Origin of the sequence: Mesorhizobium sp. B1-1-6, from assembly GCF_006443035.1 — a bacterium.
GTDB lineage: Bacteria > Pseudomonadota > Alphaproteobacteria > Rhizobiales > Rhizobiaceae > Mesorhizobium.
Map to the genome: position 1 here is coordinate 153374 of NZ_VFWR01000010.1, position 25173 is coordinate 178546.

Sequence of the window (25173 nt, forward strand, 5' to 3'; positions counted from 1 at the left end):
ATCGCTATATATGGCTAGATATGACAAGCCACAAGCGAAGTGCTTGGCCCATATCCCGAAATTCGCGTGTTGCGCCAAGACCGGGCAGCCTTTAGGTCTTGGCGGGAGTGGCGCCGGGACCATCCGGGCTCGCTTGGAGGAAGTCTTCGACAGGATGCGACCCGGGGCAACGATATCTGCCGCGCTGGCCTGGCTGCTGCTGACCGGCGCCGCCAACGCCCAGACGCTGCTCGTCGGTGTTGCCGCGCCGCTCTCCGGATCCTCGGCGATCCTTGGCAGGCAGATCGAAGCCGGCGCCGAAGTGGCGGCCCAGGCGAACGGCATCGAGCTCAAGACCATCGACGATGCCTGCACGGCCGATGGGGGTGCCGCGGCAGCCCGGGAATTCGCGACCGCCAAGGTCAATGTCGTCGTGGGATTTCTCTGTACGGAAGCGATCGAGGCGGCGATGCCGATCTTGAAGGACGCAGGCATCGCCGTCATCACCGTTGGCGTGCGAACCGAAAGCCTGACTGACCGTCGTCCCAAGACCGGCTGGCCGGTCTACCGGCTCGGACCGAGGGGCGACGACGAGCGCAATGCCGTCGCCAACACCCTTACCCGGCTTTGGCAGAACGAACTGTTCGCCGTCATCGATGACGGCACCATCTACGGCCGTGAGATCGCCGAGACGTTGCGGGCGGCGGCCGAACAGGCGGCGCTGAAGCCGGTGTTCGTCGATACGTTCCGGCCGCAGCTCGACAACCAGATCGGTCTGATTGGCCGGCTAAAGAAGGCCGGCGCAACCCATGTCTTTGCCGGTGGCGACGGCGACGACATCGCCATCATGGGTCGCGACGCCGCGCAACTCGACGCCGGCATCGTATTCGCCGGCGGCGAGAACCTGCGCACGCCGCCCGGAGCGGTGCCCTACGCCACGGGAACGCTGATGATCGCTCCCCCGGAATGGGCCGATGTCGCCAATCCCAAGGTGCTCGAGGTGTTTGCCTCGCAGAAGATCGTGCCGGACGGCTACACGCTGCCGGCCTATGCGGCGGTAGAAACCGCCAAGGCGGCGATGGCGGAAGCCGCAAGCTCCGGCAGGCCGCTTGCGGAAGCGCTCATCGGGCATGATTTCACCACGGCGATCGGGCCGGTGCGCTTTGATGCGAAGGGCGACCTCAGCCGGAATCCGTACCGCGTCTTCCGGTTCGATGGCGCCCGCTTCGTACCGTTGGAAAGCAACTGATGTTTCGCACCGGCCCGCGCAACCTGATCACCGATGTCGCCGGTCTCAGCGTCGGCAATGCCTCCGATGCCCGACTGAAATCCGGCGTGACGACAGTCCTTTGCGACGAACCGGCTGTAGCCGGCGTCCAGATCCTGGGCGGTGCGCCGGGTACCCGCGAGACGGACCTGCTCGAACCCCACAATTCGGTTGAGACGGTCCATGCCGTGGTGCTGTCGGGCGGGTCGGCTTTCGGCCTCGACGCAGCGTCCGGCGTACAGGCAGCACTGCGCGAACGTGGCATCGGTTTCGAGGTCGGCGGCTTTCGCGTGCCGATCGTGCCGGCGGCGATCCTGTTCGACCTGCGCAATGGCGGCGACAAGGACTGGGGCCGCTATCCGCCATACCGCGACCTCGGCTACGAGACGGTGCAGGCCGCCGGTTCGGATTTCCAGATCGGCACGACCGGCGCCGGCACCGGCGCGCTGACCTCCGATCTCAAGAGCGGGCTTGGCTCGGCTTCGACGCTGCTTGACAATGGCGTCACCATCGGCGCGCTGGCGGCGGTCAATCCGATCGGCTCGGTGACCATCAGCCGAAGCCGCCATTTCTGGGCGGCTCCGTTCGAGATCGGCGATGAATTCGGCGCGCTTGGCTATCCCTCGCCAATGCCGGACGACGCCAAAAGCATCCTCTTGAAGTTTCGCGACAAGACGTTCACGGGCAAGGCGGATGCCGGCGGCAACACCACCATCGCCGTTATCGCCACCGATGCCGTTCTCACCAAGGCCGCCGCAAAGCGCCTGGCCATGTCAGCGCATGACGGTTTCGTGCGGGCCATATGGCCGACGCACACGCCGGCCGATGGCGATCTGGTCTTCGCGCTGGCGACCGGCAGGAGCGGTATCCGGCTCGAAGCCGACGCGGCAATCGACCTTTATGCCGCGGCAGGCGCCACGATGGCGCGCGCCATCACGCGCGGCGTTTTCGCCGCGACGCCCGCCGAGGGCGATCTGTTTCCGGTCTGGTCTTCGCGCTGACTTATACGCGATCAGGTGGGGTCGGACTTTTCTTCCTCGAAAGTGACCGCGACGTCGGAATTCGCCGACAGCCAGACCTTCTTTCCCTCGACCTCCGCGACAAGGCTCAGGGGAATGAAATGATGGTGCCCCTTATGCGTGCCCATACCGCTGTCGGACTTGGTCAGCTTGATCCGCTGCCCCTCGACTTTGTCGACCGTGCCGACATGAACGCCATCGGCACCGATCACTTCCATATGCTCACGAATTTTGCTGGTGTCGGTCATGGTGGTTCTCCATTGGGACTGCCGACAATAACAGACGAGGCCGCGATTGGATGCATGGCGCTTGCTTTATCGGGCAGCGCGACGCCGGTATCTTGTCGTGATAGGGAATGGCGATATCGTTGGCCGGCGGAAAACCTCATGCAAAACCTTCTTCTGTTTGCCGTTTGCCTGCTTGCGCAGTTTTGCGCAGTCGTCGCCGCCCGGGCCGGGGATGTCGCCGAGCTTGAAATCCTGGGCTTCACCAAGGACGGCGGCATCTTCGCGTTCGAAGAATATGGCGTGCAGGATGGATCGGGATTTCCCTACGCCAATCGCTATTATATCGACACCAGCAACGACAGCTTTCTCCAGGGAACGCCTATTCGCGTCCGGCTCGACGACGAGAACGCCACGTTGACGGCGGCTCGTATTCAGGCCCGCGAGAAGGGCGAAGCGGTCGTCAGCCAGGCGGAGTTGGCCGCGAACAAGGGCATCACCGCAGGCTTCAACCCGGTAACGGAGATGTCCGCCGACCCGCATCGGATGGCGGTCAATCCGCGTCCGATCTTCTCGCCAGTCGACCAGCCGCTCGAGTTCCGGCTGGACGAGATCGGCATGAACGAGACTAAGGGCTGCGAGAGCCAGGGTGAGATCAATGGCTTTCGGCTGCTGCGCGTCGAGGCGCAAGCCGGCGGTACGACGAAGCTGTTGCACGAGGACAAATCGATCCCCAAGAGCCGGGGTTGCCCGAACGGCTACCGCATCGGAGCCGTGCAGACATTTTCGATGGACAATCCCAGCGCCTATGCGGTGCTGATCGCGGTGCGCCAATATGGCTTCGAAGGCCCGGACTATCGCTGGATCGCGGTAACCGGCCGCCTGTGACACCGCTCGTCCACCCCGCCAGGCGTCATCGCGCCCTGGGCCGCCTCCGCGGCGCCATACCAACGCCGGGCACGGCGCTGCTCGGCGCGCTGCTTTGGGCCGCCACGATGGGCGCCAGCGCGCTCCTCAACCTGTTGCTGGAAAGTTGGCTGACGCCAGATAAAATCCGCACCGTGACGCTGCTGTTTGCAGGCGGCGGCGCTCTGGCCTTTCCTGTTGGCCTGTTCGCGGCACGGCTGGTCTCGCGCGGAAGGAGCTGGGAAGTCGCCTTCGCGGCGGCATTCGTGGGTCTCGCCACCGCGACGATCGGCCTGACCGCCGGGCTGTATGCCTTGCAATACCGGTCCTACTATGCCGCATGGCATGCACCTACCTTCACCCTCACCTGGGGGCTCCAGTTCGTCTTCACGATGGCGGTGGCGCTCTACCAGTTCGTGGTGCTGGGCATCAGGCTCTATTTCCCGATCGGGTTCCTCGCCTTGTTTGCCGCCAGCCTCTGGTTTGCGCGGCGGCGGCGTTGAGCATTTTGTCCGCCTCTGTTAGGACGCGGGCAAATTTCTCGACACGTCAGGACTGACCGATGATCCCTCGCTACTCCCGGCCGGAAATGGTGGCCATATGGTCGCCCGAAACCCGGTTCCGCATCTGGTTCGAGATCGAGGCTCATGCCTGCGACGCGCTGGCCGAACTCGGCGTCATCCCGAAACAGGCGGCGAAGACCATCTGGGAAAAAGGCAATGCCGCGAAGTTCGACGTCGATGCGATCGACGAGATCGAGCGTGTCACCAAGCACGACGTCATCGCTTTTCTCACCCATCTCGCCGAATTCGTCGGACCCGACGCCCGCTTCATCCATCAGGGCATGACATCCTCGGACGTTCTCGACACGTGTTTCGCGGTGCAGCTCACGCGTGCCAGCGACATGCTGCTGGCCGACATCGACGCGCTGCTTGCGGCGCTGAAGCGCCGCGCCTTCGAGCACAAGGATACCGTCACCATCGGCCGCAGCCACGGCATCCATGCCGAGCCGACCACCTTCGGCGTCAAGCTGGCGCAAGCCTATGCCGAATTTTCGCGCTGCCGCGAGCGGCTCGTGCATGCTCGCGAGGACATAGCCACCTGCGCCATTTCGGGAGCGGTCGGCACCTTCGCCAATATCGAGCCTTATGTCGAAGAGCATGTCGCGGCAAAGCTCGGGTTGAAGCCGGAGCCGGTATCGACGCAGGTGATCCCGCGCGACCGCCATGCCATGTTCTTTGCCACGCTCGGCGTCATCGCATCGTCGGTGGAGCGGCTGGCGATCGAGATCCGGCATCTGCAGCGCACCGAGGTGCTGGAAGCCGAAGAGTATTTTTCGCCTGGCCAGAAAGGTTCGTCGGCGATGCCGCACAAGCGCAACCCGGTGTTGACCGAGAACCTAACCGGCCTTGCCCGCATGGTGCGCTCCTTCGCGCTGCCGGCGATGGAGAATGTGGCGCTCTGGCACGAGCGCGACATTTCGCATTCCTCCGTCGAGCGCATGATCGGGCCGGATGCGACGGTGACGCTGGATTTCGCGCTGGCGCGGCTGACCAGCGTCATCGACAAACTGCTCGTCTATCCCGGCAACATGCTGAAGAACATGAACAAGTTCCGCGGCCTGGTGCATTCACAGCGCGTGCTGCTGGCATTGACGCAAGCCGGCGTCTCCCGTGAGGATGCCTACCGGCTGGTGCAGCGCAATGCCATGAAGGTGTGGGAGCAAGGCGCTGATTTTCTTGAACAACTACTGGCCGACAATGACGTCACCGCCGTCTTGCCGGAAGCCGAGATCCGCGAGAAATTCGACCTGGGCTACCACACCAAGCATGTCGACACGATCTTCCGGCGGGTGTTCGGAGAGGCCTGAGGGGCTTTCCTTCTCCCCGTCGCTACGAGGAGAAGGTACCGCAGGACGTAACTGCCGATCACGCTTTGCCGGGAACGGTCCTGATCACCGTGCCCCACGGATCTTCGCGGGTCGTTTCACTGGCCACGTTGTCGGAACGCATCTCGACCCAGGCAAGGCCCGACCGGGCCGGGTCGCGGCGGCCGGCGCCGGCGCTCTGCCACGCATTGGCGCCTATATGATGATGGTAGTGGCCTGACGACAGGAACACAGCCTGGCCGCCATACTTCGCCACCGTGTCGAAGCCGAATTCCTGTTTCCACCAGGCTTCCGCCTCTTCCGGCCGGCCGACGCGCAGGTGGACGTGGCCGACAATGCTGTTTTCAGGCGCTCCCTGCCAGCCCGCGTCGCCCGCCGGCACTTCGGCGACGACCGAAGGAATGTTCAGCCGTTCGGTCGCCATCGCGATCTTGTCGCCGTTCCACGTCCAGTCCTGCGGACGGCGATCGGCATAGATCTCGATCCCGTTGCCCTCGGGATCGGTGAGGTACAGCGCTTCGCTGACCAGATGGTCCGAAGCGCCCTCTATGGCGATCTTGTCTGATATGGCGTGGTTGATCCAGCGGCCGAGATCGGCACGGCTGGGCAGCAGGAAAGCCGTGTGGAACAGGCCGGCGCTGCGCGGATCGTCAGGCTTGGCCGAGGCGTCCGGCTCCAGCACCAACAGCGGACGGTTGGCGGCGCCCAGGGTGATCGCGCCATCGGCGCGGCTCAATTCCTGCAAGCCGACAACAGCGCGATAGTAGGCCGCTAGGCTTTCGGCGTCGCGCGCCTTCAGCCCGACCCGGGCAACGCTCACCGGCGTGGTGGCGGCAAAGGGCAGTTCGCTCATGATTGTCTCCGTTGCGGCGACGCTTTGGCATAAACCCCGAGGTCAGGAGCCCGGCGCCGGCGATCATTGTACATCGTGTCAGCACCAAATGCGGTCCTTCACGGCTGTTTCTTTCCAGAGGACAAATCGGCGATCGTGATCGTTCACACAAGACAGCGAAAAGCGAACATGGTGTTCACCATTGCAAGCAGGAGCGTGTCCATCGACGGTTGCATGAGGCAATCACGCTCGCTATCTCAGCGCCATGAAAGTCAAAGACGCAGATATTCTCATCATCCCGGGCTACACTAACTCCGGACCCGAGCACTGGCAGACCCGCTGGCAGTCAAAGCTGTCGACCGCGCGGCGCGTCGAGCAGGCGGAATGGTCGAAGCCCGTGCGCGATGACTGGACGGCGGGCGTGGCAAAAGCGGTCAATGAAGCCGAGAAGCCCGTCGTCCTCGTCGCGCATTCCCTTGGCGTTGCCGCGGCGGTGCAAGCCGTCCCGCAGTTTCGCAAGCCGGTCGCCGGCGCATTCTTCGTGGCGCCGCCCGATGTCGCCAATCCGGAGGTACGGCCAAGGCACCTGATGACGTTCGGCCCCTACTCGCGCGAGCCGTTGCCCTTCCCGTCCATGGTGATTGCCAGCCGCAACGATCCGTTCTGCGCCTTCCACGTCGCCGAGGACATTGCCGGCGCCTGGGGATCTCTGTTCATCGATGCCGGTGAAGCCGGTCACCTCAACACCGATTCAGGCTTCGGCCCATGGCCCGAAGGTTCGATGACCTTCGCCAAATTTCTCACCGAACTGAAGGCCTGACGACCCCGACCGGATCGCGGCTCTCAGCCGCCGATCGAATCCTTGATGCCTTTCAACAGCGTCTTCGCCCCTAGTGAAATCAGCGCGTGCTCGGACCCTGTGGCCAGCAGGCGGTAGCCCATCGCCACGACGCGGCCGGCGATGGCCGGTTCGATGACGTAGATCGCCGCATGTTTGCCGGCCTTGCGGGTACGCTCGGCGATCGAACCCACCGTTTGCATCATGCTTTCGAGCGTCGAATTGACGGTCGTGCCGTTCGACCAGGCAATCGAGAAGTCCGATGGCCCCAGGAAAATGCCGTCGATACCGGGTGTATCGAGGATGCCGTCCAGCGCATCGAGCGCCGCCCGCGTCTCGACCATGGCGAAGGCCATGGTGCGCTGGTTGCTGTCGCGCAGCCATTCGGCATGATCACCCTTGCCATGGCGTGGGAAGGCATAGGTGGGGCCCCAGGAGCGCTCGCCCACCGGCGGGTATTTCATCGCCGCAGCGAACAGTTTTGCATCCGCCACCGAGTTGACCATCGGCGCAATCACCGCCTCGGCGCCGAAATCGAGCGCCCGGCTGGCCATGTCGAAACGGCCGACGGGAATACGCACCAATGCCGGCTTGCCGGTGGCAAGCACGGGCGCCAGGCCGCGCAACACGCTGTCTTCATGATGGCCGCCATGCTGCATGTCGAGCGTGACCGCATCGAAGCCCTGCCTGGCAAGGATTTCGACGGTCAGCGCGTCCGGCACGCCTGACCATGCGGTGACCAGCGTTTCATCGGCCGCAAGGCGGGATTTCAGGGACATCGGCTCTTTCCTCGCTAAGGATCGCAGTTTCAGCCGGAAACGACGGGAAACGCAAAGAAAAACCGCCCGGCTGGGCCGGGCGGTCGATTGGTCCAGTCATTCTTTTGCCGCAGGTTCCGTCGCAAAATTGTGGGACATTTTTGCGGAACCTGCTTCGGCCGGATCAGGTGTTCTTGATCTGCTCGATGGCCTGCGCCATCAATTCGTCCATGGTGCGGCGGATCTGATGGTCCGACTGGCTGACGCCGGCAGCGTCGAAATCCTTGCGGATCTTGCGGAAGACGTCGTGATCGCCGGCTTCCTCGATATCGGAAACAACCACTTCCTTGGCGTAGGCATCGGCCTCGGCGCCGGATTTCCCGAGCTTTTCCGCGGCCCACAGGCCGAGAGCCTTGTTGCGGCGCGCCGACGCCTTGAACCGAAGCTCCTCGTCGAACACGAATTTGCGCTCAAAACCCTCTTCGCGATCCTTCATGTTGCTCATGGCGTCCCTCCGATGGAAATCGATTCGCTGGCATTGATGAATATGTGATGGCGAAGCACAAACCAAAAGGCTGGCGGCCGGTCAATACGCTTCGTGGCTTGCTGCGCTGCGGCATTTCGGTCCCGAAAGCAGTTGATTGAAAGGATTTGCGGATTGAGCAAACAAGGCGATTACGATAGACACCGGCATTGAACGCCACCGTCGCCACACTAATTTAGGCAGACGGACAGGAACTGGTCGCTTGCCGCCTGCCCGCAAATCCAGAGAAAAATCAAATGAAAAATCGCCGCCGCATTTATGAAGGCAAGGCCAAGATACTTTATGAAGGCCCTGAGCCCGGGACGCTGATCCAGTTCTTCAAGGATGACGCAACCGCGTTCAACAAGAAAAAACACGAAGTCGTCGATGGCAAGGGCGTGCTTAACAATCGCATTTCCGAGCACATCTTCAATCATCTCAACCGGATGGGCATTCCGACCCACTTCATCCGCCGGCTCAACATGCGCGAGCAGCTGATCAAGGAGGTCGAGATCATCCCGCTCGAAGTGGTAGTGCGCAATGTCGCCGCCGGTTCGCTGTCCAAGCGCCTTGGCATCGAGGAAGGCACGGTCCTGCCCCGCTCGATCATCGAATTCTATTACAAGGCCGATGCGCTCGACGACCCGATGGTCTCTGAAGAGCACATCACTGCCTTCGGGTGGGCGAGCCCGCAGGAAATCGACGACGTCATGGCGCTGGCCATTCGCGTCAACGACTTCCTGTCCGGCCTGTTCATGGGCGTCGGCATCCAGCTCGTCGATTTCAAGATCGAATGCGGACGCCTGTTCGAGGGCGACATGATGCGCATCGTCGTAGCCGACGAGATCTCGCCCGATTCCTGCCGGCTGTGGGACGTGGCGACGCAGGACAAGCTCGACAAGGACCGTTTCCGCCGCGACATGGGCGGCCTCGTGGAGGCCTACCAGGAAGTCGCCCGCCGTCTCGGTATCATGAACGAGAACGAGCCGCCGCGTCCAACCGGACCGGTGCTCGTCGCGTCGAGCGAGCCGCCGAAGGGCATGAAGCACTAATTGCCAGCAACGGGCTTGCCGGAAACGGCAGGTCCGGCGCAGACCGATACCGATCATTCAGGAGCATCGATGAAAGCCCGTATCACCGTAACCCTCAAAAACGGCGTGCTGGACCCGCAAGGTAAGGCGATCGAGCATGCGCTGTCGGGGCTAGGTTTTGACGGCATCGGCTCGGTGCGGCAGGGCAAGGTGTTCGACGTCGAGCTCGCCGGGACCGACAAGGCCAAGGCCGAGGCCGATCTCAAGGCCATGTGCGACAGACTGCTGGCGAACACGGTGATTGAGAACTATAGTGTGACGCTTACCTGAGGTTGCGCCGGAGGCACGGATGCCCCAACTTGCCGAAACCCAGAGGCCTTACGAACCAAAATGAAATCAGCCGTCGTCCTCCTGCCTGGCCTTAACCGCGACCGCGATATGATCGCGGCGCTGACCAAGATTTCCGGCAAGGCGCCAGCCACGGTCTGGCAAACCGACACCGAAATCCCGGATGTCGACCTGATCGCCATTCCCGGCGGCTTCTCCTTCGGCGACTATCTGCGCTGCGGCGCGATCGCGGCGCGCATGCCGGTGATGCGGGCGGTCGCTGAAAAGGCGGCCAAGGGCGTCATGGTCATCGGCGTCTGCAACGGTTTCCAGATCCTGGTCGAGGCCGGCCTGCTGCCGGGAGCGCTCATGCGCAACTCCTCGCTCAAATTCGTCTGCCGGCAGGTGAAGCTCGAGATCGCCAACGCCAACACCATGTTCACCCGCCGCTACCAGCCGGGCCAGATCATCCGCTCGCCGGTGGCGCATCACGACGGCAACTACTTCGCCGATGCCGAGACGCTTGCACGCCTGGAAGGCGAAGGCCAGGTGGTGTTCCGCTATGCGGACGGCACCAATCCCAACGGCTCGATCAACGACATCGCCGGCGTCATCAGCAGCCAGGGCAATGTGCTGGGCCTGATGCCGCATCCCGAGAACCTGATCGAAGCGGCACATGGCGGCAATGACGGGCGGGCGTTGTTCGAAGGCGCGCTCGGCATCGCCGCCTGATATCTTCCGAAATTCTTTCAGAACCTGGGGGCGGCCTGACGATGAGACTGACGATTGCTCGCTTTGCTCTCCTGGCTGCCGCCGGCCTTGCGCTGGCATCCTGCCAGTCGGGTCCGAAGAGCGCTCCGCCGCCTTCCGGCAAGAGCGCGGCGCTGCTGGCCATGGAACAGGTGGCGATCTCCGCCCATAAATGCTGGATCGCCAGCAAGGACCCGGCCTTCAAATCCTACCAGATGGCCAATGAGCTGAATTCGTTCAGCGGCACGCCGCGCTTCCTGCTGGTGCCGGCCAAGCATTATGGCGGCAAGCCGCTGCTGGTGGTGCAGGCGCAAGGCAATTCGAGCCGTGTAGACGTGTTCGGTCCGCTGATGGCCGAGCCGCTCGGCGCGCGCATCGGCTCCGACATCGCCCGCTGGCAGGCCGGCAATCCGGCCTGCGCCGCCGCCGCGTAAGATGGGCCGGCTGCTGCAGGTCGCGGGTCTGGTCGCAGGGCTGGCCGGTCTTTTCCTGCAGTTCTCGATCACCGTTCCGGCCTCGATGGAAGCCGGCCGCGGCCTGATCGGTTCGGTCGTCTTCTACTTCAGCTTCTTTACCATCCTGACCAACATCGGTGCGGTACTCGTCCATGCGTCGCTGCTGTCGCCCGCCGGCCATGCCTGGTTTCCGGCCTTTGCCGGAGCGCGGATGCGGGCAGGCGTCGCCGTCGCCATCACCGTGGTCTTCATGGTCTACGCCACCGTGCTGGCACGCCTCTGGCAGCCGCAGGGCCTGTTCCTGCTGTGCGACGTGCTGCTGCACTATGTGACGCCTGCACTGTTCGTGCTGTGGTGGCTGGCCGCCGGTGCCGACGGCAAGACGCGATGGCGAGACGTTTCCTGGTGGATGCTCTATCCGCTCGCTTATCTGGCCTATGCGCTGGCGGGGGCGTCCATAACAGGCGAAGTGCCCTACCCGTTCCTCGATGTCGCCAGGTACGGCATCGCCAGCGTCGCCATCGCCTCGCTGGCCATCACCGCCCTTTTCCTGGCGCTGTGCGTTGGCGCCGTGCTTGCGGACCGCGGCCTGTCGCGGATCAGGGCGCCAGTTGTGCAGCCACGCAAGCAGGATTGAACATTGCATCGCGCCTGTTCATTCCCAGAATGGCCTGATCCCTTCGCGATGGGCGTCGCAGCGGGAAATGCCGATGTCCTTCAACTGGTCGTCGGTCATGTCCAGCAAGGCGAGCCGGCTGCGCCTGCGCTCCAGCAGGCCGTCGATCCAGCGCCCCAGCGATTTGACCATACGCACGATGCGGCTGACAAAGCCGCCGCGGTCCACAGGTCGCGCGGCGAACAATCCTGCGGTTGTCTGGCTGATTGTCTCGATTGTATCCATCTTCGCTCTACCAAAGCTGCAAATTGCACTCTTTTATTCCACACAACGCATGTGAATTGACTCATCGTTCGACGCAATATACAAAATTGTCACCATGACAAATTGGCTTCCCGACCTCACGGCCAGCTCCGGCCCGCTTTATCAGCGCCTTGCTGACAGCATTGAGTCAGATATCGACCGCGGCGTGATCGACGCCGGGGCAAAGCTGCCACCGCAGCGGGATCTCGCCTATGACATCGGCGCAACCGTCGGCACGGTCGGCAGGGCCTATCAATTGCTGCGCGAGCGCGGGCTGGTCAGCGGCGAGGTCGGGCGCGGCACCTATGTCCTCGGCCGGCAGAACGCGAAGCCCGACTTCATAGCGCCGGACGCGCAAGGCACGCGCGACATCGATGCGCCGCGCGGCAAGCTGCGCTTCGACAGCACCGCGGCGCCCGATGTCGGCCAGGGCGCCATCGTCACCGAAGTGCTGTCGCGCACGGCTTCGGATCATGCGCATGAGATTTCGAGCTACACGCGGGATTTTCCCGAGCGCTGGTTCGAGGCCGGCGCCAGTTGGCTGTCGCGCAACTCGTTTCGACCGAGCGCCGATACGATCGTGCCGACGCTCGGTACCCATGCCGCTGTCATGGCGGCGATCGCCGCACTGACCACGCCCGGCGATTACGTCGCCTTCGAGCACCTGACCTATTCGCAGATTTCGCGCAGCGCCGGCCTGATCGGTCGTCGCACGGCGCTGGTGGCATCGGACCATCAGGGTCTCGACCCCGACGATTTCGAGCGCGTCTGCGCGCAAAAGCATCCGAAGATGATCTTTCTGATGCCTACGGTGCAGAATCCGACGCTGGCGATCCTGCCGGCAGCGCGACGTGAGGCAATCGCGCGGATCGCGCGTGAATACAATGTCGTCATTATCGAGGACGATCTTTACGGCGGCCTGACCGAAGATCCGACGCCAATGCTGGCCGACTATGCACCCGAGCGCACCATCGTCGCAGGCGGCCTGTCGAAATCGGTAGCGGCCGGCGTTCGCGGCGGCTGGCTTTCCTGCCCGCCTGCTTATCGCCATCGCATCCGTGTTGCCCATAAGATGATGACCGGCGGCATGCCTTTCCTGCTGGCCGAGGTGAATGCCCGGCTGGTGCTGTCGGGCCAGGCCGCGGACATACGCAAACGCGCCATCGCCGAAATCAACGCCCGCACCGCCATTGTGTGCGAGACTTTGGCCGGCTTCGAATTCAAGTCGCGGGACAATATACCCTTTGTCTGGCTGACCTTGCCCGACCCCTGGCTTTCCGGCACGTTCAAGAACGCCTGCCTCGAGCACGGCGTGCTGATCGACGACGAAGACGAGTTCAAGGCGGGCCGTTCCGAGCAGGTCTTCCACGGTGTGCGCTTCGGCATTTCGCAGCCGAGGCAGCGCAAGGACATCGCGGACGGCGTTGCGGCGATCCGGAGGCTCCTCGACGAAGGCCGCGCCGGCTACGACAGTTTTTCCTGATCCGCATCGCCTTGGAGCGCCGGCGGTTCAGGATGCCTCCAGGCAAGACCCGAGGCGCATCGGTTGAGTCCGGTCCGGTGGGACGCGCGTTCAAGGCGCCGTGGCTTTCTCCGGATTCAGCCACTTTTCGTCGGTCCATGGGTGTATCGGCCGCAAAGCTTGCGATAAGAGGAGACTCAAAATCCCAAGCTCCCACGGATAAAAACCGCCGCCCATGACCATTTCCAATTCCGTGCCGATCACGCCCGAGCTCATTGCCGCGCACGGGCTGAAGCCAGACGAATACCAGCGCATCCTCGACCTCGTCGGGCGCGAGCCGAGCTTCACCGAACTTGGCATCTTCTCGGCGATGTGGAACGAGCATTGCTCGTATAAATCCTCGAAGAAATGGCTGCGCACGCTGCCGACGACCGGCCCGCGGGTCATCCAGGGACCGGGCGAGAATGCCGGCGTGGTCGATATCGGCGACGGCGACTGCGTCGTCTTCAAGATGGAGAGCCACAACCACCCCTCCTTTATCGAGCCCTACCAAGGGGCGGCGACAGGCGTCGGCGGCATATTGCGCGATGTCTTCACCATGGGCGCGCGGCCGATCGCGGCGATGAACGCCTTGCGCTTCGGTGCTCCCGATCATCCCAAGACCAAGCACCTGGTGGCGGGAGTGGTTTCCGGCGTCGGCGGCTACGGCAACTCCTTCGGCGTGCCGACGGTCGGCGGCGAGGTCAATTTCGACGCCCGCTACAACGGCAATATCCTGGTCAACGCTTTTGCCGCGGGTCTTGCCAAGACGGACGCGATTTTCCTGTCGGAGGCCAAGGGCGTCGGCCTGCCGGTCGTCTATCTCGGCGCCAAGACCGGTCGCGACGGCGTCGGCGGCGCCACCATGGCCTCGGCCGAATTCGACGACAAGATCGACGAGAAGCGCCCGACCGTGCAGGTCGGCGATCCCTTCACCGAAAAGTGCCTGCTTGAAGCATGTCTCGAACTGATGGCGTCCGGTGCGGTCATCGCTATCCAGGACATGGGTGCTGCCGGCCTTACCTGCTCGGCGGTCGAGATGGGCGCCAAGGGGGATCTCGGCATCGAGCTCGAGCTCGACAAGGTTCCGGTGCGCGAGGAGCGCATGAGCGCCTACGAGATGATGCTGTCGGAAAGCCAGGAGCGCATGCTGATGGTGCTGCGCCCCGAAAAGGAAAAGGAGGCCGAGGCGATCTTCCACAAATGGGGGCTCGACTTCGCCATTGTCGGCAAGACGACCGACGATCTGCGCTTTCGCGTCCTGCATCAGGGTGATCAGGTTGCGGACCTGCCGATCAAGGATCTCGGCGACAAGGCACCGGAATATGACCGTCCGTGGATCGAGCCGAAGAAGCCGGCGCCGCTTGCGGCCAATGACATTCCGCAGGCCGATGTCGCCGACGCACTGCTGAAGCTGCTCGGCGGCCCTGACCTGTCGTCGCGCCGCTGGGTGTGGGAACAGTACGACACGCTGATCCAGGGCAATTCGCTGCAGCTTCCCGGTGGCGATGCCGGCGTGGTGCGGGTCGAAGGCCATCCGACCAAAGCGCTGGCTTTCTCGTCGGACGTGACGCCGCGCTATTGCGAGGCCGATCCCTATGAGGGCGGCAAGCAGGCGGTGGCCGAATGCTGGCGCAACCTGACCGCCACCGGCGCGCTGCCGCTGGCCGCCACCGACAATCTCAATTTCGGCAATCCGGAACGGCCGGAGATCATGGGTCAGTTGGTCGGCGCGGTGAAGGGCATTGGCGATGCCTGCCGCGCGCTCGGCTTCCCGATCGTTTCGGGCAATGTCTCGCTCTACAACGAAACCAATGGCCAGGGCATCCTGCCGACGCCGACCATCGGCGGCGTTGGGCTGATCGCCGACTGGTCGAAGATGGTGCGGGCCGGCTTCGCTGCGCAAGGCCAGATGATCCTGCTGGTCGGCGCGCCGGCCTCATGGGGCACGCATCTCGGCCAATCGGTCTACTTGCGCGACATCCACGGCCGCAGCGACGGCCCGCCGCCGCCGGTCGACCTCGACCATGAAAAGCGTGTCGGCGACCATGTGCGCGCCCTCATCGCGTCCGGCATCGTCACCGCGGCTCACGACGTTTCCGACGGCGGCATTGCGGTCGCGCTGGCCGAGATGGCGATGGCATCAGGCATCGGCGCGACCGTCCCCGGACTGGCCGGCACCGATCCTATTCCGGTTTGGTTCGGCGAGGACCAGGGCCGCTATCTCCTGACGCTGTCAATCGATCCAGACAGTAAGGACTGGGACGCGATCCGCAAACAGCAAAGCGAACTCGCCATTTTCGCGCCCTGGATCGGCTCGACCGGCGGCGACACGCTGAAACTCGGCGAGGCACGGGCGATCCCGCTCGGCGAATTGACCGCCGCGCACGAAGGCTGGTTCCCGCGCTTCATGGATCAGGCCATTTGAGCAGAGCGTGATCCCGAAAAGTGGGAACCGATTTTTTTCGGAAAAGATCATGCTCAACCACAGGAAACTGGCCGTCCGGGCACTGCTTACAGTCGTCTTCTGGCCATCGCTGTTCTTCTTCTGGTTTCTCGGCCCGTTCGTCTTTTTCCTGCTGTCGACGACATCGAGCGAGGTCTGCGCCCGGTTGGAAACACGCGCGGAGTTCCTCGCCGCGGCCAACGACACGCTTCCGATGCTTGGCCTGCAAAACCTTTTCTATGCAGTTCCGCTTGTCTGCCTGGTGCTTTGGAGCCGGCTTCTGCCGGACCGGGCACGGACAAGGCACATCTTCACCTGCATAAAACTTTTCGCCGTCGCGGCCGCATTGGGGGCACTGTGGGAGTATGGCTCCTCGCTGGCCTGCGATGGCTACGGCCAGCCGTTCTTCTCGCCCGTCTGGCGGATGACCGCCTACCTGCCGATTGCCAACCTGGCGATCAACCTTCCCCTCTATGTGCTGACCTTCAGCCTTGGGCGGACCTTCTCGACGCCCGAGGACGACCCCGCAGACGACGCCGGCGGTCAGAGCGAGGACGCGTCGTGAGCCACAATCGCGCTGGGGCTGGACGGAACGGCTTCAATCCCGGCCGGAAAGGCTTTAGGTTCACTCCGACTCTCATCGCACGGGCAGCCATGCCGCAGCCCGCCCGAAAACAGGAACTTGCCATGGCAATGGATGCCCGCGACATCGAAAAACTGATCAAGGAGGGCATCCCGGATGCCAGGGTGACCATCCGTGACCTTGCCGGCGACGGCGATCACTATGCGGCCGAAGTCGTGGCCGAGAGCTTTCGCGGAAAAAGCCGCGTGCAGCAGCACCAGATGGTCTATGACGCGCTGAAGGGCAATATGGGCGGCGTGCTGCACGCGCTGGCGCTGCAGACGAGCGTGCCGGACTAGGGGCTTCCAACGCCAAAGTCGCTTGGCCCAAAACGCCGCATCTTTTGCGCCATTCAGGCCACGACGCCGCTAAAGTCTTGTTTCGGGCAACCTATGGGTTTATCTGAAGGAAAAGCTTCGAGCCTGACTCCCACAGGCGGGAAAGGATATTCCATGAGCGGCATCAACGACTACATTGACAACGAGGTGAAGGGCAACGACGTCGTGCTTTTCATGAAGGGCACGCCCGGTTTCCCGCAATGCGGATTTTCCGGCCAGGTTGTCCAGATCCTCGACTATATCGGCGCCGACTACAAAGGCGTGAACGTGCTGGATTCGGCCGAGCTGCGCCAGGGCATCAAGGAATACTCCAACTGGCCGACGATCCCTCAGCTCTACGTCAAGGGCGAGTTCGTCGGCGGCTGTGACATCGTGCGCGAAATGTTCCAGGCGGGCGAGTTGCAGACATTCCTTGTCGAGAAGGGCGTGAGCGTCAAAGGCGCCGCCTGATTTCGGTTGGGCATGTCGCCGTCAACATGCCCTGAGCACCGGGGCAGCCCCGCCTCGGCAATTTTGCGTCCGGGACCCGGACCAGGACGAGCCAATGCGCCGGGCCACCGGCGCGTTTTCGTTTGAGAGATCGGACTTGCCGTGGACCAGCAGACGTCAGCACCGCAATCGGCAAGCAAATTGCCCATTCCGCGCTGGGAGTTCATCGCGCTGTGCGCAGCGCTGATGGCGCTCAATTCGTTGGCCATCGACATCATGCTGCCGGCGCTGCAGCAGATCGGCGCCTCGCTTGGCGTCGAGAACGAAAACCACCGGCAATATGTCATCACCGCCTATATTCTGGGTTTTGGCGGCGGACAGCTGTTTTTCGGACCGCTCTCGGACCGATTCGGGCGCCGTGCGCCGCTTGTCGCCGGCCTGATCATTTATGTGGCGGCGGCCGCCGCGGCCGCCATATCGCCAAGCTTTGAAACGCTTCTACTTTGCCGGGCCGTGCAAGGCATCGGTGCGGCCGCGACCCGCGTCATCGCCGTCTCGATCGTGCGCGACACGTTCGATGGCCGGCGCATGGCCGAGGTGATGTCGCTGATCTTCATGGTGTTCATGGCGATCCCGGTGATTGCTCCCGGCATCGGCCAGTTCATCATGCTGTTCGCGACCTGGCATTTGATCTTCGTCACCATGGCCGTCGGCGCGCTTGTCGTCTCGGCCTGGTCGCTGCTGCGCCTGCCCGAGACGCTACATCCGGAATATCGCCGGCCATTGACCGTCAATGCCATTGTCGGCGGGTTCCGCATCGTGCTGACCAACCGCGTCGCGATCTGCTATGCCTTCGCCAGTACGTTCATCTTCGGCGCCATGTTCGGCTTCATCGCCTCGGCGCAGCAGATTTATGTCGACATATTCAATGTCGGCGAATTGTTTCCGGTCATCTTTGCCGGCGTTGCCGGCGTGCTCGCCTTCTCCAACTATCTGAACTCGCGTCTTGTCGGCCGCATCGGCATGCGCCGCCTGTCGCAGAGCGCGCTGCTGTTGTTTCTGGTCATCAGCCTGGCCTGGCTGGTCGTTTCGCTGGAAATGAAGATGCCGCTCTGGCTGTTCGTCACCTTCTTTGCCTGCGCCATGCTCCCTTTCGGTGCGCTCGGCGCGAATTTCAATGCCTTGGCTATGGAGCCGCTTGGTCAGCTGGCCGGCACGGCCTCGTCCATCCTGGGCTTCATGCAGACGTTTCTCGGCGGCATTCTCGGCACGCTGATCGGCCAGGCTTTCAACGGCACGGTGACGCCGTTGGCCGCCGGCTTCTGCAGCGTCTCGGTCGCAGCCCTGCTGATGATCTTCATCGCCGAACGCGGCAAGATGTTCCAGCCGCAGAATCAACCCGTCTCGGGGCACATTGCCGATCTGCATTGAATTGTCGCCTTTGCGGCGCTCGGCTGGGTAATCGAATTGGCAGCCGGCTATTGCGCCCAGAGTTCGCTGCGCAACTCGCGCCAGCTTTCCCGGTCGGGTGCGACAAGCAGGCCGCCGCCGACATGCGACGGTAGGTAGGCACTGGCGTCGAAACGCGCGGCGTGGCCGCCGGCCTCGGCATGGATCAGCACGCCGGGCAGATGGTCCCACGGCATGAGCTTGTTGTAGACGACGAAATGGGCATGGCCGCTGGCCAGCAGGCGATATTCATGCGCGGCGCAGCGATAGGCGAATTGCGACAGGATTTTCGTCTGGTTGCGCGCCAGCCGCGACCGCTCTGGTTCGGCCATGTACTGCCAGGAGACGGAGCCGGTCATTCCCGAGATCGGCACGGGCGCCGCGACACGCACTTTTTCCAGGTTGCCATGCGCGTGCCTGATATGACTGCCGGCGCCCCTGGCGCCGATCAGCCAGTCCTTGCCGACCGGATCGTGGATGATGCCTGCGACGGTCTCACCCCGGACCACGACACCCAGCATGACGCCGAACAACGGCACGCCGGAAGCGAAATTGAAAGTGCCGTCCACCGGGTCGATGGTGAAAGCCAGATCGGCATCGCCAAGACCGTCGAGCAGCGCCGGATTGTCGGAACAGGCTTCCTCGCCGACGATCATGGCCGTTGGGTAGCGCTCACGCAGCTTGGCGGTGATCAGCCGCTCGGCACTGACGTCGGCTTCCGTCACCAGGTCGGCGGCCGACGTCTTCTGGCGGACGTCGCCGCCGCCCAACCGGCGAAAGCGCGGCATGATTTCGGCTTCGGCTGCTTCGGCCAGGGTGCTGGCCAGCCAGTCGATCGCGGTATCGTCAAATGTCATCGGAAATGTCTTGCCTGCTGGAGAGCGTTTCATCGAGTGCGGCGAAATCGAACAGTTTCCTGTCGAGCAGATGCGACGGCCTGGTGTTGGACAACGCACGCAGCATCGTGTCCTTGCGGCCGGGCATGCGCTTTTCGATATCGTCAAGCATGGCCTTCATCGCGTTGCGCTGGAGACCTTCCTGGCTGCCGCAGAGATCGCAAGGGATGATCGGGAACCGCATCGCCGCGGCGAGCTTTTCCAGATCGATTTCGGCGCAATAGCTCAGCGGCCGCAGCACCATGACGTCGCCCTCGTCGTTGAGCAGCTTTGGCGGCATGGCGGCGAGACGGCCGCCGTGGAACAGGTTCATGAAGAAGGTTTCGAGAATGTCCTCGCGATGATGGCCGAGCACCAGCGCCGAGCACCCCTCCTCTCGGGCTACGCGATAGAGATGACCACGCCGCAGGCGTGAACAGAGCGAGCAATAGGTGCTGCCCTGCGGCAGCTTGTCGGTGACGACGGAGTAGGTGTCCTGGTATTCGATGCGGTGTGCAATGCCGTGGGCATTGAGGTAATCGGGCAGGATGTGCTTGGGAAAGTTCGGCTGGCCCTGGTCGAGATTGCAGGCCAGCAGCTCCACCGGCAGCAGGCCGCGCCATTTGAGGTCCAGCAGCATGGCAAGCAGGCCGTAGGAATCCTTGCCGCCCGACAGGGCCACCAGCCAGCGCTCGCCTGGCCTGACCATCGAAAAATCCTCGATCGCCTGGCGGGTCAGCCGCAGCAGCCGCTTGCGCAATTTGTTGAACTCGACCGAAGACGGCACATCGGCGAACAGCGGGTGAAAACCGCCTTCGATGTCGGCGGCCTGCTCAAGCGATTGAGCGTCTGGCAGCATGTTCATGGCGTCGGTTCCAAATCCTGGAGCAACGAACGTTCGGAGCTTCGTTGCCGCCCGGATTAGCGGACATGGCCGACAAAGAAAAGGCCGCCTCGATGGGCGGCCCCTTCCGGTCTCGCAAAAAGCCTTCGCTTAACGCGAATAGAATTCGACGACGAGGTTCGGTTCCATCTGGACGGCGAACGGAACGTCCGCCAGGCCCGGGATGCGCGAGAAGGTCGCGGTCATCTTGTTGTGATCGGCTTCGATGTAGTCCGGCACGTCGCGCTCGGCGAGGCCGACCGATTCCAGGACGATCACCAGCTGCTTCGACTTTTCACGCACTTCGACGACGTCGCCCGGCTTGCAGCGGTACGAGCCGATGTTGACGCGCTTGCCGTTGACGTTGACGTGGCCGTGGTTGACGAACTGGCGGGCGGCGAAAATGGTCGGAACGAACTTGGCGCGATAGACGACCGCGTCCAGACGCGACTCGAGCAGGCCGATCAGGTTCTCCGAGGTGTCGCCCTTGCGGCGATCGGCCTCTTCATAGACCTTGCGGAACTGCTTTTCCGAAACGTCGCCATAGTGGCCTTTCAGCTTCTGCTTGGCGCGCAGCTGCAGGCCGAAATCGGAAAGCTTGCCCTTGCGGCGCTGGCCGTGCTGGCCGGGGCCGTATTCACGCTTGTTGACCGGGGACTTCGGGCGGCCCCAGATGTTTTCGCCGAGACGGCGGTCGATCTTGTACTTCGCGGATTCGCGCTTGCTCATCGCATTCCCTTTCAAAACAACATAACCCGGAGCCTCATGGTCCGGGTGAAGGAAACGCGCCCTCCTCTGGCCTCCGTTTTCGAGACCTGACAGGGTTTTTCCACGCAACGCGGCGAAAAACCCACGGGACACGTCAGTTCAAACAAGACCTTGGAAAACAGACTGGCTTCCGTCGGGGTCTTGCGCATGCAAAACAAACCACCGGGCGTTGCGGCCCGGTGTTGGGAGCGCTGTTAAACAGAGATTTAACCGATGTCAAGGTTCCAACTGGCGCCGCCCGCGCTATTAGAACAATTCCCGGAAAGCGCTAGCGGTTTCTACCCGGGATTGTGTAAAAAATCGGAGCGGGGCGGCGATTCCCTGAAGCTGAACCGCTCCAGGAAGGGACTTGAGCAGAGGAGCCCGAATTCGGATGAAGAAGTTCTTTCTAAGCCTGACTGGTGCGACGGTGTTGGCCGGATCGATGGCCGTCATCACGCCGGAGCCGGCGATGGCCAGGCATTGGCAAGGTCACCGGCCTCATCAGGTATGCCGGATCGTGGTCAAGAAGCGCGTCGTCTGGCGCCATGGTAACCGCCATGTCATTCGCCAAAAAGTGCGACGCTGCCACTGGCGCTAACAGCTGCCACCGGCGCTAACAGCTGCCACTGGCGCTAACAGCCGCCACTGGCGCTGATTACGTCGGCCATTGACCAGACAATAACACCAAGGCCTGCGACCCCGTCGCGGGCCTATTTCTTGCCATTGGACGAGCCCTTCACAAAGGGCGTTGCCAAATGGCGCTTCCCTCAGTGCTTCTTTTTCTCCGGCAGATCCTTGCGCTTGGTTTCGGCGAATTCCTCGAGCTGCTTTTCGCTCATGGATTCGTACATCCCTTTGGAAGCGCCTTTGAGCTCGCTCTTCTTGGTCTCGCCGCGCTTGGCCGACAATGCGGCGCCGGCGGCCTTCTGCTGGGCTTTCGAGGTGGCAGGCATGGTTTTTCTCCCTTCATTGCCTGGGAGAAAACGAAACGGCCTCGCCAATGTTCCGGAAATCAGGCGACCGCCAGTCCAAAGCCCTGCATCAAACGGCTGGTGGCAAAATCCGCCTTGCCGGACGTGAAGACCGCGATGTCCGGCTCACCATGCGGCAACGGCCCATTGACCGGCGACAGCAGCGACATCGCCCGCCGGGCGATCGCTTCGGCAGGATCGATCCAGTCGACCGGCCAGGGTGCGGTCTTGCGCATGCGGTTAACCAGAAAAGGATAGTGCGTACAGGCGAGCACGGCGATGTCGGTGCGCATGCCGTCGCGCTCGATGAAACACGGGGAGATCTCGGCGCGCACGGCTTCCTCGTCGACGAACCCTTCGCGCATATAGGCTTCGGCCAGCCCCGCCAGGCGGTCGCTACCGACCAGCCGGACATGGCACTTCTGCGCCCATTTGCTGATCAGGTCGCGCGTGTATTGCCGTTTCACCGTGCCGGGCGTCGCCAGCACGGAGACGAGGCCGGAGCGGGTACGCTCCGCCGCCGGCTTGATCGCAGGCACGGTGCCGACAAAGGGATGGCCGGGAAATCTCTCGCGCAACGCATCGATCACCAGCGTCGAGGCGGTGTTGCAGGCGATGACCGAGATGGCCGGGGCGAACCGGTCCAGCAATTTGCCGAACAGGTCGAGAATATGGACCCGCAGCGCCGGTTCCTCCCAGGCGCCAAAGGGGAAGGCGGCATCGTCGGCGATGTAGACGAAGCGGCGGTCGGGCATCAGCACGCGCGCCTCGCGCAGCACAGTCAGCCCGCCAATGCCGGAATCGAACATCAGGATCGGCTGATCAGTCATTGTCGGTTCCCTTGCCGCCGAGCGGCGGCGCGGGGTTGTCGTCGTCATCGGCCACCTGACGATCCGCATTGGTCTTGCGGCCGGGACCGCCGGCGCGCGCCGCTGCCGGAAGCCGCCTTGGATCATCTCCCGGAGAGCCGTCGCCGCGCGGCATCGCCGGCGAGAACCTGTCCAGCGACGAGATGATGCCGCGCAGCACCTTGAGCTCCGGCTCGGCAAATCCCGCCCGGGTCAATACGGCGCGCAGATTGTCAACCATCTTCGGCTTCTTCGGCGCCGGCCGGAAATAGCCGCGCGCTTCGAGTGCGCCTTCGAGATAGGCGAACAGGCCGTGCAGTTCTTCCTTGCTGGCCGGCTTCATGTCCGGACCCGTAAAGTTGGTCTTGGTCTCGTCCTCGAGGCCGGATTTCATCCACTCGTAGGACATGAGAAGCGCGGCCTGGGCGATGTTGAGCGAGGAAAAATCGGGATCGACCGGAAAAGTGACGATCTCGTCGGCGAGGCCAACCTCGTCATTATAGAGGCCGAAACGCTCGCGGCCGAACAGGATGCCGGTTCGCTGACCCATGCCATGGCGAGCCCGGAGCACCCTGCCCGCCTCGACCGGCCCGCGCACGGGCTTGAAGCCGTCGCGTTGCCTTGCGGTGGTCGCGAAAACGAAATTCAGGTCGGCCATCGCCGTGGCGAGATCGTCGAAAACCTTGACGGCGTCGATGACATGGTCGGCGCGGCTGGCCGCCGCCCGCGCCTTCTCGTTCGGCCAGCCGTCGCGCGGGTTGACGAGGCGAAGTTCGACCAGGCCGAAATTGGCCATGGCGCGCGCAACCATGCCGATATTCTCGCCGAGCTGCGGCTCCACGAGGATGATGGCGGGGCTGGCGACTGAAGCGGTATCGGAATCTTTGGTGACGGGCATGATTGTCAATGAACTGCTGTTTGCGGCATTTCAGCGTCCCCTGCCATATTCGGCCGCGAAAATGAACCATTCGCAAATGGCGGGGCGATCGCTTCGCTTTCGTGACCGATCGTCGTTTGCGCGGCCAAAAACGCTTTGATATAGGGGCGCATCCCCGGCCGAACGCCACGCGGGCAAGGCCGTCCCATTTCCCAGCAACGAGGCATTCTTTCCATGGCGAAGATCAAGGTGGCGAACCCGGTCGTCGAACTCGACGGCGACGAGATGACCCGCATCATCTGGCAGTTCATCAAGGACAAGCTGATCCACCCTTATCTCGACCTCAAGCTTGAATATTACGACCTCGGCATCGAGCATCGCGACGCCACCAACGACCAGGTGACCGTCGATTCGGCCAACGCCATCAAAAAATACGGCGTCGGCGTGAAATGCGCGACCATCACGCCCGACGAGCAGCGCGTCGAGGAATTCAAGCTGAAGAAGATGTGGAAATCGCCGAACGGCACCATTCGCAACATCCTCGGCGGCACCATCTTCCGCGAGCCGATCATCATGAAGAACGTGCCGCGGCTGGTACCCGGCTGGACCAAGCCGATCATCGTCGGCCGCCACGCCTATGGCGACCAGTACCGCGCCACCGATTTCCGTTTTCCCGGCAAGGGCAAGCTGACGATCAAGTTCGTCGGCGAGGATGGCCAGGTGATCGAGCACGACGTGTTCGACGCGCCCGGCGCCGGCGTCGCCATGGCCATGTACAATCTCGACGAGTCGATCCGCGAATTCGCCCGCGCTTCGCTGAACTACGGCCTGCTGCGCAACTACCCGGTCTATCTCTCGACCAAGAACACCATCCTCAAGGCCTATGACGGCCGCTTCAAGGATATTTTCCAGGAGGTCTACGAGGCTGAGTTCGAGGCCGAGTTCAAGTCCAAGAAGCTGTGGTACGAGCACCGCCTGATTGACGACATGGTGGCCTCCAGCCTGAAATGGTCGGGCGGCTATGTCTGGGCCTGCAAGAACTATGACGGCGACGTACAGTCCGACACGGTGGCGCAGGGGTTCGGCTCGCTTGGCCTGATGACGTCGGTGCTGATGACGCCGGACGGCAAGACGGTGGAAGCGGAAGCCGCGCACGGCACCGTGACGCGCCACTATCGCCAGCACCAGAAGGGCGAGGAAACCTCGACCAATTCGATCGCCTCGATCTTCGCCTGGACCCGAGGGCTGGCCCACCGCGCCAAGCTCGACGACAATGCCGAATTGAAGCGTTTTGCCGAAACGCTGGAAAAGGTCTGCATCCAGACGGTCGAATCCGGCTTCATGACCAAGGACCTGTCGCTGCTGATCGGCCCCGACCAGCCTTGGCTGTCGACCACCGGATTTCTCGACAAGATCGACGAGAATTTGCAGAAGGCGATGGCGTAGGCACCCGCGGGTTCAACACGCC

Annotated in this window: 30 protein-coding genes; 19 read left to right on the forward strand and 11 right to left on the reverse strand. The window is 63.0% G+C overall.

Translation table 11 applies throughout. The annotated features are described in order from the left end of the window. The first annotated feature begins 154 nt into the window (after positions 1-154). Positions 155-1228, forward strand: a complete 1074-nt coding sequence (locus tag FJ979_RS20785; RefSeq protein WP_140517691.1) for a branched-chain amino acid ABC transporter substrate-binding protein — start codon at positions 155-157, stop codon at positions 1226-1228. Next, the gene (locus tag FJ979_RS20790; protein ID WP_140560989.1) at positions 1228-2247 is read left to right on the forward strand and encodes a P1 family peptidase; all 1020 of its coding nucleotides are present in this window, start codon (positions 1228-1230) and stop codon (positions 2245-2247) included. Before FJ979_RS20785 ends, FJ979_RS20790 begins: the two co-directional genes overlap by 1 nt. A gap of 11 nt (positions 2248-2258) precedes the next feature. On the opposite strand, the gene FJ979_RS20795 is transcribed toward FJ979_RS20790, so the two are convergent. Beyond that, complete coding sequence (locus FJ979_RS20795; protein WP_140493808.1) at positions 2259-2513, reverse strand: DUF2171 domain-containing protein; 255 nt, start codon at positions 2511-2513, stop codon at positions 2259-2261. A gap of 138 nt (positions 2514-2651) precedes the next feature. Here FJ979_RS20795 and FJ979_RS20800 point away from each other — a divergent pair, with 138 nt between their 5' ends. From FJ979_RS20800 to purB, 3 genes are read left to right on the forward strand one after another with little or no spacing between them, the layout of a single operon-like run. Then, a complete protein-coding gene (locus tag FJ979_RS20800; protein WP_140493810.1) occupies positions 2652-3377 on the forward strand; it encodes a DUF2259 domain-containing protein in 726 nt (241 codons plus the stop codon). Continuing rightward, positions 3374-3898: a hypothetical protein gene (locus tag FJ979_RS20805; RefSeq protein WP_224684432.1), complete on the forward strand. Its 525-nt coding sequence runs from the start codon at positions 3374-3376 to the stop codon at positions 3896-3898. Before FJ979_RS20800 ends, FJ979_RS20805 begins: the two co-directional genes overlap by 4 nt. A 59-nt stretch (positions 3899-3957) precedes the next feature. Further along, positions 3958-5265 carry an adenylosuccinate lyase gene (purB, locus tag FJ979_RS20810; RefSeq protein ID WP_140564689.1) on the forward strand — a complete coding sequence of 436 codons (1308 nt, stop codon included), beginning with the start codon at positions 3958-3960 and terminating at the stop codon, positions 5263-5265. Between the two features lie 58 nt (positions 5266-5323). Here the strand turns inward: purB and FJ979_RS20815 are convergent, their stop codons facing one another. After that, on the reverse strand, positions 5324-6136 hold the full coding sequence (locus tag FJ979_RS20815) for a VOC family protein (protein WP_140583344.1): 813 nt from the start codon (positions 6134-6136) through the stop codon (positions 5324-5326). Between the two features lie 244 nt (positions 6137-6380). Between FJ979_RS20815 and FJ979_RS20820 the strand changes: the two genes are divergently transcribed. Further along, positions 6381-6935, forward strand: coding sequence for an alpha/beta hydrolase (locus FJ979_RS20820; RefSeq protein WP_140558541.1), 555 nt, complete (start codon positions 6381-6383; stop codon positions 6933-6935). A gap of 23 nt (positions 6936-6958) precedes the next feature. Here the strand turns inward: FJ979_RS20820 and FJ979_RS20825 are convergent, their stop codons facing one another. Both FJ979_RS20825 and FJ979_RS20830 read right to left on the reverse strand, forming a co-directional pair. Then, positions 6959-7732, reverse strand: a complete 774-nt coding sequence (locus FJ979_RS20825) for an HpcH/HpaI aldolase/citrate lyase family protein (RefSeq protein ID WP_140583346.1) — start codon at positions 7730-7732, stop codon at positions 6959-6961. Positions 7733-7895: 163 nt separating this feature from the next. Beyond that, positions 7896-8216 (reverse strand): DUF1476 domain-containing protein, encoded by a 321-nt coding sequence (locus FJ979_RS20830; RefSeq protein ID WP_140493820.1) that lies wholly within the window; start codon positions 8214-8216, stop codon positions 7896-7898. 275 nt (positions 8217-8491) lie between these two features. Between FJ979_RS20830 and purC the strand changes: the two genes are divergently transcribed. From purC to FJ979_RS20855, 5 genes are all read left to right on the forward strand, one after another. Next, the gene (gene purC, locus FJ979_RS20835) at positions 8492-9286 is read left to right on the forward strand and encodes a phosphoribosylaminoimidazolesuccinocarboxamide synthase (protein WP_127282327.1); all 795 of its coding nucleotides are present in this window, start codon (positions 8492-8494) and stop codon (positions 9284-9286) included. A 69-nt stretch (positions 9287-9355) separates the two neighbouring features. Then, positions 9356-9595: a phosphoribosylformylglycinamidine synthase subunit PurS gene (gene purS, locus FJ979_RS20840; RefSeq protein WP_140517697.1), complete on the forward strand. Its 240-nt coding sequence runs from the start codon at positions 9356-9358 to the stop codon at positions 9593-9595. Between the two features lie 60 nt (positions 9596-9655). Next, the gene (gene purQ, locus FJ979_RS20845; protein WP_140583349.1) at positions 9656-10324 is read left to right on the forward strand and encodes a phosphoribosylformylglycinamidine synthase subunit PurQ; all 669 of its coding nucleotides are present in this window, start codon (positions 9656-9658) and stop codon (positions 10322-10324) included. Positions 10325-10365: 41 nt separating this feature from the next. Beyond that, on the forward strand, positions 10366-10776 hold the full coding sequence (locus FJ979_RS20850) for a hypothetical protein (RefSeq protein ID WP_140517698.1): 411 nt from the start codon (positions 10366-10368) through the stop codon (positions 10774-10776). 1 nt (position 10777) lies between these two features. Then, positions 10778-11434, forward strand: a complete 657-nt coding sequence (locus FJ979_RS20855; RefSeq protein WP_140493828.1) for a Pr6Pr family membrane protein — start codon at positions 10778-10780, stop codon at positions 11432-11434. Positions 11435-11452: 18 nt separating this feature from the next. Here the strand turns inward: FJ979_RS20855 and FJ979_RS20860 are convergent, their stop codons facing one another. Then, positions 11453-11698 (reverse strand): DUF1127 domain-containing protein, encoded by a 246-nt coding sequence (locus tag FJ979_RS20860; RefSeq protein WP_140493830.1) that lies wholly within the window; start codon positions 11696-11698, stop codon positions 11453-11455. A gap of 94 nt (positions 11699-11792) precedes the next feature. On the opposite strand from FJ979_RS20860, the gene FJ979_RS20865 reads away from it, so the two are divergent. The 6 genes from FJ979_RS20865 (at position 11793) to FJ979_RS20890 (ending at position 18483) form a co-directional block, all read left to right on the forward strand. Then, complete coding sequence (locus FJ979_RS20865; protein WP_140558544.1) at positions 11793-13199, forward strand: PLP-dependent aminotransferase family protein; 1407 nt, start codon at positions 11793-11795, stop codon at positions 13197-13199. Between the two features lie 214 nt (positions 13200-13413). Beyond that, on the forward strand, positions 13414-15645 hold the full coding sequence (purL, locus tag FJ979_RS20870; RefSeq protein WP_140583352.1) for a phosphoribosylformylglycinamidine synthase subunit PurL: 2232 nt from the start codon (positions 13414-13416) through the stop codon (positions 15643-15645). A 49-nt stretch (positions 15646-15694) separates the two neighbouring features. After that, on the forward strand, positions 15695-16228 hold the full coding sequence (locus tag FJ979_RS20875; RefSeq protein WP_140583355.1) for a hypothetical protein: 534 nt from the start codon (positions 15695-15697) through the stop codon (positions 16226-16228). Positions 16229-16350: 122 nt separating this feature from the next. Continuing rightward, the gene (locus FJ979_RS20880) at positions 16351-16584 is read left to right on the forward strand and encodes a BolA family transcriptional regulator (protein WP_140493839.1); all 234 of its coding nucleotides are present in this window, start codon (positions 16351-16353) and stop codon (positions 16582-16584) included. 153 nt (positions 16585-16737) lie between these two features. After that, entirely contained in the window at positions 16738-17073 is a 336-nt protein-coding gene (gene grxD / locus FJ979_RS20885) for a Grx4 family monothiol glutaredoxin (RefSeq protein WP_013532137.1), read from the forward strand. 141 nt (positions 17074-17214) lie between these two features. Next, on the forward strand, positions 17215-18483 hold the full coding sequence (locus FJ979_RS20890; RefSeq protein ID WP_140493841.1) for a multidrug effflux MFS transporter: 1269 nt from the start codon (positions 17215-17217) through the stop codon (positions 18481-18483). A 47-nt stretch (positions 18484-18530) separates the two neighbouring features. Here FJ979_RS20890 and FJ979_RS20895 read toward each other — a convergent pair whose 3' ends face one another. The 3 genes from FJ979_RS20895 to rpsD all read right to left on the reverse strand — a co-directional run bounded on the left by FJ979_RS20895 (position 18531) and on the right by rpsD (position 20988). Next, positions 18531-19358, reverse strand: coding sequence for an inositol monophosphatase family protein (locus FJ979_RS20895; RefSeq protein WP_140522050.1), 828 nt, complete (start codon positions 19356-19358; stop codon positions 18531-18533). After that, the gene (gene ttcA, locus FJ979_RS20900; protein WP_140493845.1) at positions 19348-20241 is read right to left on the reverse strand and encodes a tRNA 2-thiocytidine(32) synthetase TtcA; all 894 of its coding nucleotides are present in this window, start codon (positions 20239-20241) and stop codon (positions 19348-19350) included. Before ttcA ends, FJ979_RS20895 begins: the two co-directional genes overlap by 11 nt. A 129-nt stretch (positions 20242-20370) precedes the next feature. Then, the gene (gene rpsD, locus FJ979_RS20905) at positions 20371-20988 is read right to left on the reverse strand and encodes a 30S ribosomal protein S4 (RefSeq protein ID WP_140493847.1); all 618 of its coding nucleotides are present in this window, start codon (positions 20986-20988) and stop codon (positions 20371-20373) included. Between the two features lie 412 nt (positions 20989-21400). On the opposite strand from rpsD, the gene FJ979_RS20910 reads away from it, so the two are divergent. Further along, positions 21401-21607, forward strand: coding sequence for a hypothetical protein (locus tag FJ979_RS20910; RefSeq protein ID WP_140583357.1), 207 nt, complete (start codon positions 21401-21403; stop codon positions 21605-21607). Positions 21608-21776: 169 nt separating this feature from the next. On the opposite strand, the gene FJ979_RS20915 is transcribed toward FJ979_RS20910, so the two are convergent. The 3 genes from FJ979_RS20915 to FJ979_RS20925 are packed head-to-tail and all read right to left on the reverse strand — an operon-like array spanning position 21777 to position 23726. Next, complete coding sequence (locus tag FJ979_RS20915; RefSeq protein WP_140493851.1) at positions 21777-21962, reverse strand: DUF3008 family protein; 186 nt, start codon at positions 21960-21962, stop codon at positions 21777-21779. Positions 21963-22021: 59 nt separating this feature from the next. Beyond that, positions 22022-22810 carry a glutamate racemase gene (murI, locus tag FJ979_RS20920; protein ID WP_140493853.1) on the reverse strand — a complete coding sequence of 263 codons (789 nt, stop codon included), beginning with the start codon at positions 22808-22810 and terminating at the stop codon, positions 22022-22024. Further along, positions 22803-23726: an RNA methyltransferase gene (locus FJ979_RS20925; RefSeq protein WP_140583360.1), complete on the reverse strand. Its 924-nt coding sequence runs from the start codon at positions 23724-23726 to the stop codon at positions 22803-22805. The genes murI and FJ979_RS20925 overlap by 8 nt, the downstream gene beginning before the upstream one ends. A 213-nt stretch (positions 23727-23939) precedes the next feature. Here FJ979_RS20925 and FJ979_RS20930 point away from each other — a divergent pair, with 213 nt between their 5' ends. Beyond that, the gene (locus FJ979_RS20930) at positions 23940-25151 is read left to right on the forward strand and encodes an NADP-dependent isocitrate dehydrogenase (RefSeq protein WP_140493857.1); all 1212 of its coding nucleotides are present in this window, start codon (positions 23940-23942) and stop codon (positions 25149-25151) included. Positions 25152-25173 lie beyond the last annotated feature (22 nt).

Excerpts from the sequence above, each read along its gene's own strand:
- FJ979_RS20785 (WP_140517691.1), top strand. The coding sequence starts at position 155 with ATGCGACCCGGGGCAACGATATCTGCCGCGCTGGCCTGGCTGCTGCTG.
- FJ979_RS20790 (WP_140560989.1), top strand. The coding sequence starts at position 1,228 with ATGTTTCGCACCGGCCCGCGCAACCTGATCACCGATGTCGCCGGTCTC.
- FJ979_RS20795 (WP_140493808.1), bottom strand. The coding sequence starts at position 2,513 with ATGACCGACACCAGCAAAATTCGTGAGCATATGGAAGTGATCGGTGCC.
- FJ979_RS20800 (WP_140493810.1), top strand. The coding sequence starts at position 2,652 with ATGCAAAACCTTCTTCTGTTTGCCGTTTGCCTGCTTGCGCAGTTTTGC.
- purB (WP_140564689.1), top strand. The coding sequence starts at position 3,958 with ATGATCCCTCGCTACTCCCGGCCGGAAATGGTGGCCATATGGTCGCCC.
- FJ979_RS20815 (WP_140583344.1), bottom strand. The coding sequence starts at position 6,136 with ATGAGCGAACTGCCCTTTGCCGCCACCACGCCGGTGAGCGTTGCCCGG.
- FJ979_RS20820 (WP_140558541.1), top strand. The coding sequence starts at position 6,381 with ATGAAAGTCAAAGACGCAGATATTCTCATCATCCCGGGCTACACTAAC.
- FJ979_RS20825 (WP_140583346.1), bottom strand. The coding sequence starts at position 7,732 with ATGTCCCTGAAATCCCGCCTTGCGGCCGATGAAACGCTGGTCACCGCA.
- FJ979_RS20830 (WP_140493820.1), bottom strand. The coding sequence starts at position 8,216 with ATGAGCAACATGAAGGATCGCGAAGAGGGTTTTGAGCGCAAATTCGTG.
- purC (WP_127282327.1), top strand. The coding sequence starts at position 8,492 with ATGAAAAATCGCCGCCGCATTTATGAAGGCAAGGCCAAGATACTTTAT.
- purS (WP_140517697.1), top strand. The coding sequence starts at position 9,356 with ATGAAAGCCCGTATCACCGTAACCCTCAAAAACGGCGTGCTGGACCCG.
- purQ (WP_140583349.1), top strand. The coding sequence starts at position 9,656 with ATGAAATCAGCCGTCGTCCTCCTGCCTGGCCTTAACCGCGACCGCGAT.
- FJ979_RS20850 (WP_140517698.1), top strand. The coding sequence starts at position 10,366 with ATGAGACTGACGATTGCTCGCTTTGCTCTCCTGGCTGCCGCCGGCCTT.
- FJ979_RS20855 (WP_140493828.1), top strand. The coding sequence starts at position 10,778 with ATGGGCCGGCTGCTGCAGGTCGCGGGTCTGGTCGCAGGGCTGGCCGGT.
- FJ979_RS20860 (WP_140493830.1), bottom strand. The coding sequence starts at position 11,698 with ATGGATACAATCGAGACAATCAGCCAGACAACCGCAGGATTGTTCGCC.
- FJ979_RS20865 (WP_140558544.1), top strand. The coding sequence starts at position 11,793 with ATGACAAATTGGCTTCCCGACCTCACGGCCAGCTCCGGCCCGCTTTAT.
- purL (WP_140583352.1), top strand. The coding sequence starts at position 13,414 with ATGACCATTTCCAATTCCGTGCCGATCACGCCCGAGCTCATTGCCGCG.
- FJ979_RS20875 (WP_140583355.1), top strand. The coding sequence starts at position 15,695 with ATGCTCAACCACAGGAAACTGGCCGTCCGGGCACTGCTTACAGTCGTC.
- FJ979_RS20880 (WP_140493839.1), top strand. The coding sequence starts at position 16,351 with ATGGCAATGGATGCCCGCGACATCGAAAAACTGATCAAGGAGGGCATC.
- grxD (WP_013532137.1), top strand. The coding sequence starts at position 16,738 with ATGAGCGGCATCAACGACTACATTGACAACGAGGTGAAGGGCAACGAC.
- FJ979_RS20895 (WP_140522050.1), bottom strand. The coding sequence starts at position 19,358 with ATGACATTTGACGATACCGCGATCGACTGGCTGGCCAGCACCCTGGCC.
- ttcA (WP_140493845.1), bottom strand. The coding sequence starts at position 20,241 with ATGAACATGCTGCCAGACGCTCAATCGCTTGAGCAGGCCGCCGACATC.
- rpsD (WP_140493847.1), bottom strand. The coding sequence starts at position 20,988 with ATGAGCAAGCGCGAATCCGCGAAGTACAAGATCGACCGCCGTCTCGGC.
- FJ979_RS20910 (WP_140583357.1), top strand. The coding sequence starts at position 21,401 with ATGAAGAAGTTCTTTCTAAGCCTGACTGGTGCGACGGTGTTGGCCGGA.
- FJ979_RS20915 (WP_140493851.1), bottom strand. The coding sequence starts at position 21,962 with ATGCCTGCCACCTCGAAAGCCCAGCAGAAGGCCGCCGGCGCCGCATTG.
- murI (WP_140493853.1), bottom strand. The coding sequence starts at position 22,810 with ATGACTGATCAGCCGATCCTGATGTTCGATTCCGGCATTGGCGGGCTG.
- FJ979_RS20925 (WP_140583360.1), bottom strand. The coding sequence starts at position 23,726 with ATGCCCGTCACCAAAGATTCCGATACCGCTTCAGTCGCCAGCCCCGCC.
- FJ979_RS20930 (WP_140493857.1), top strand. The coding sequence starts at position 23,940 with ATGGCGAAGATCAAGGTGGCGAACCCGGTCGTCGAACTCGACGGCGAC.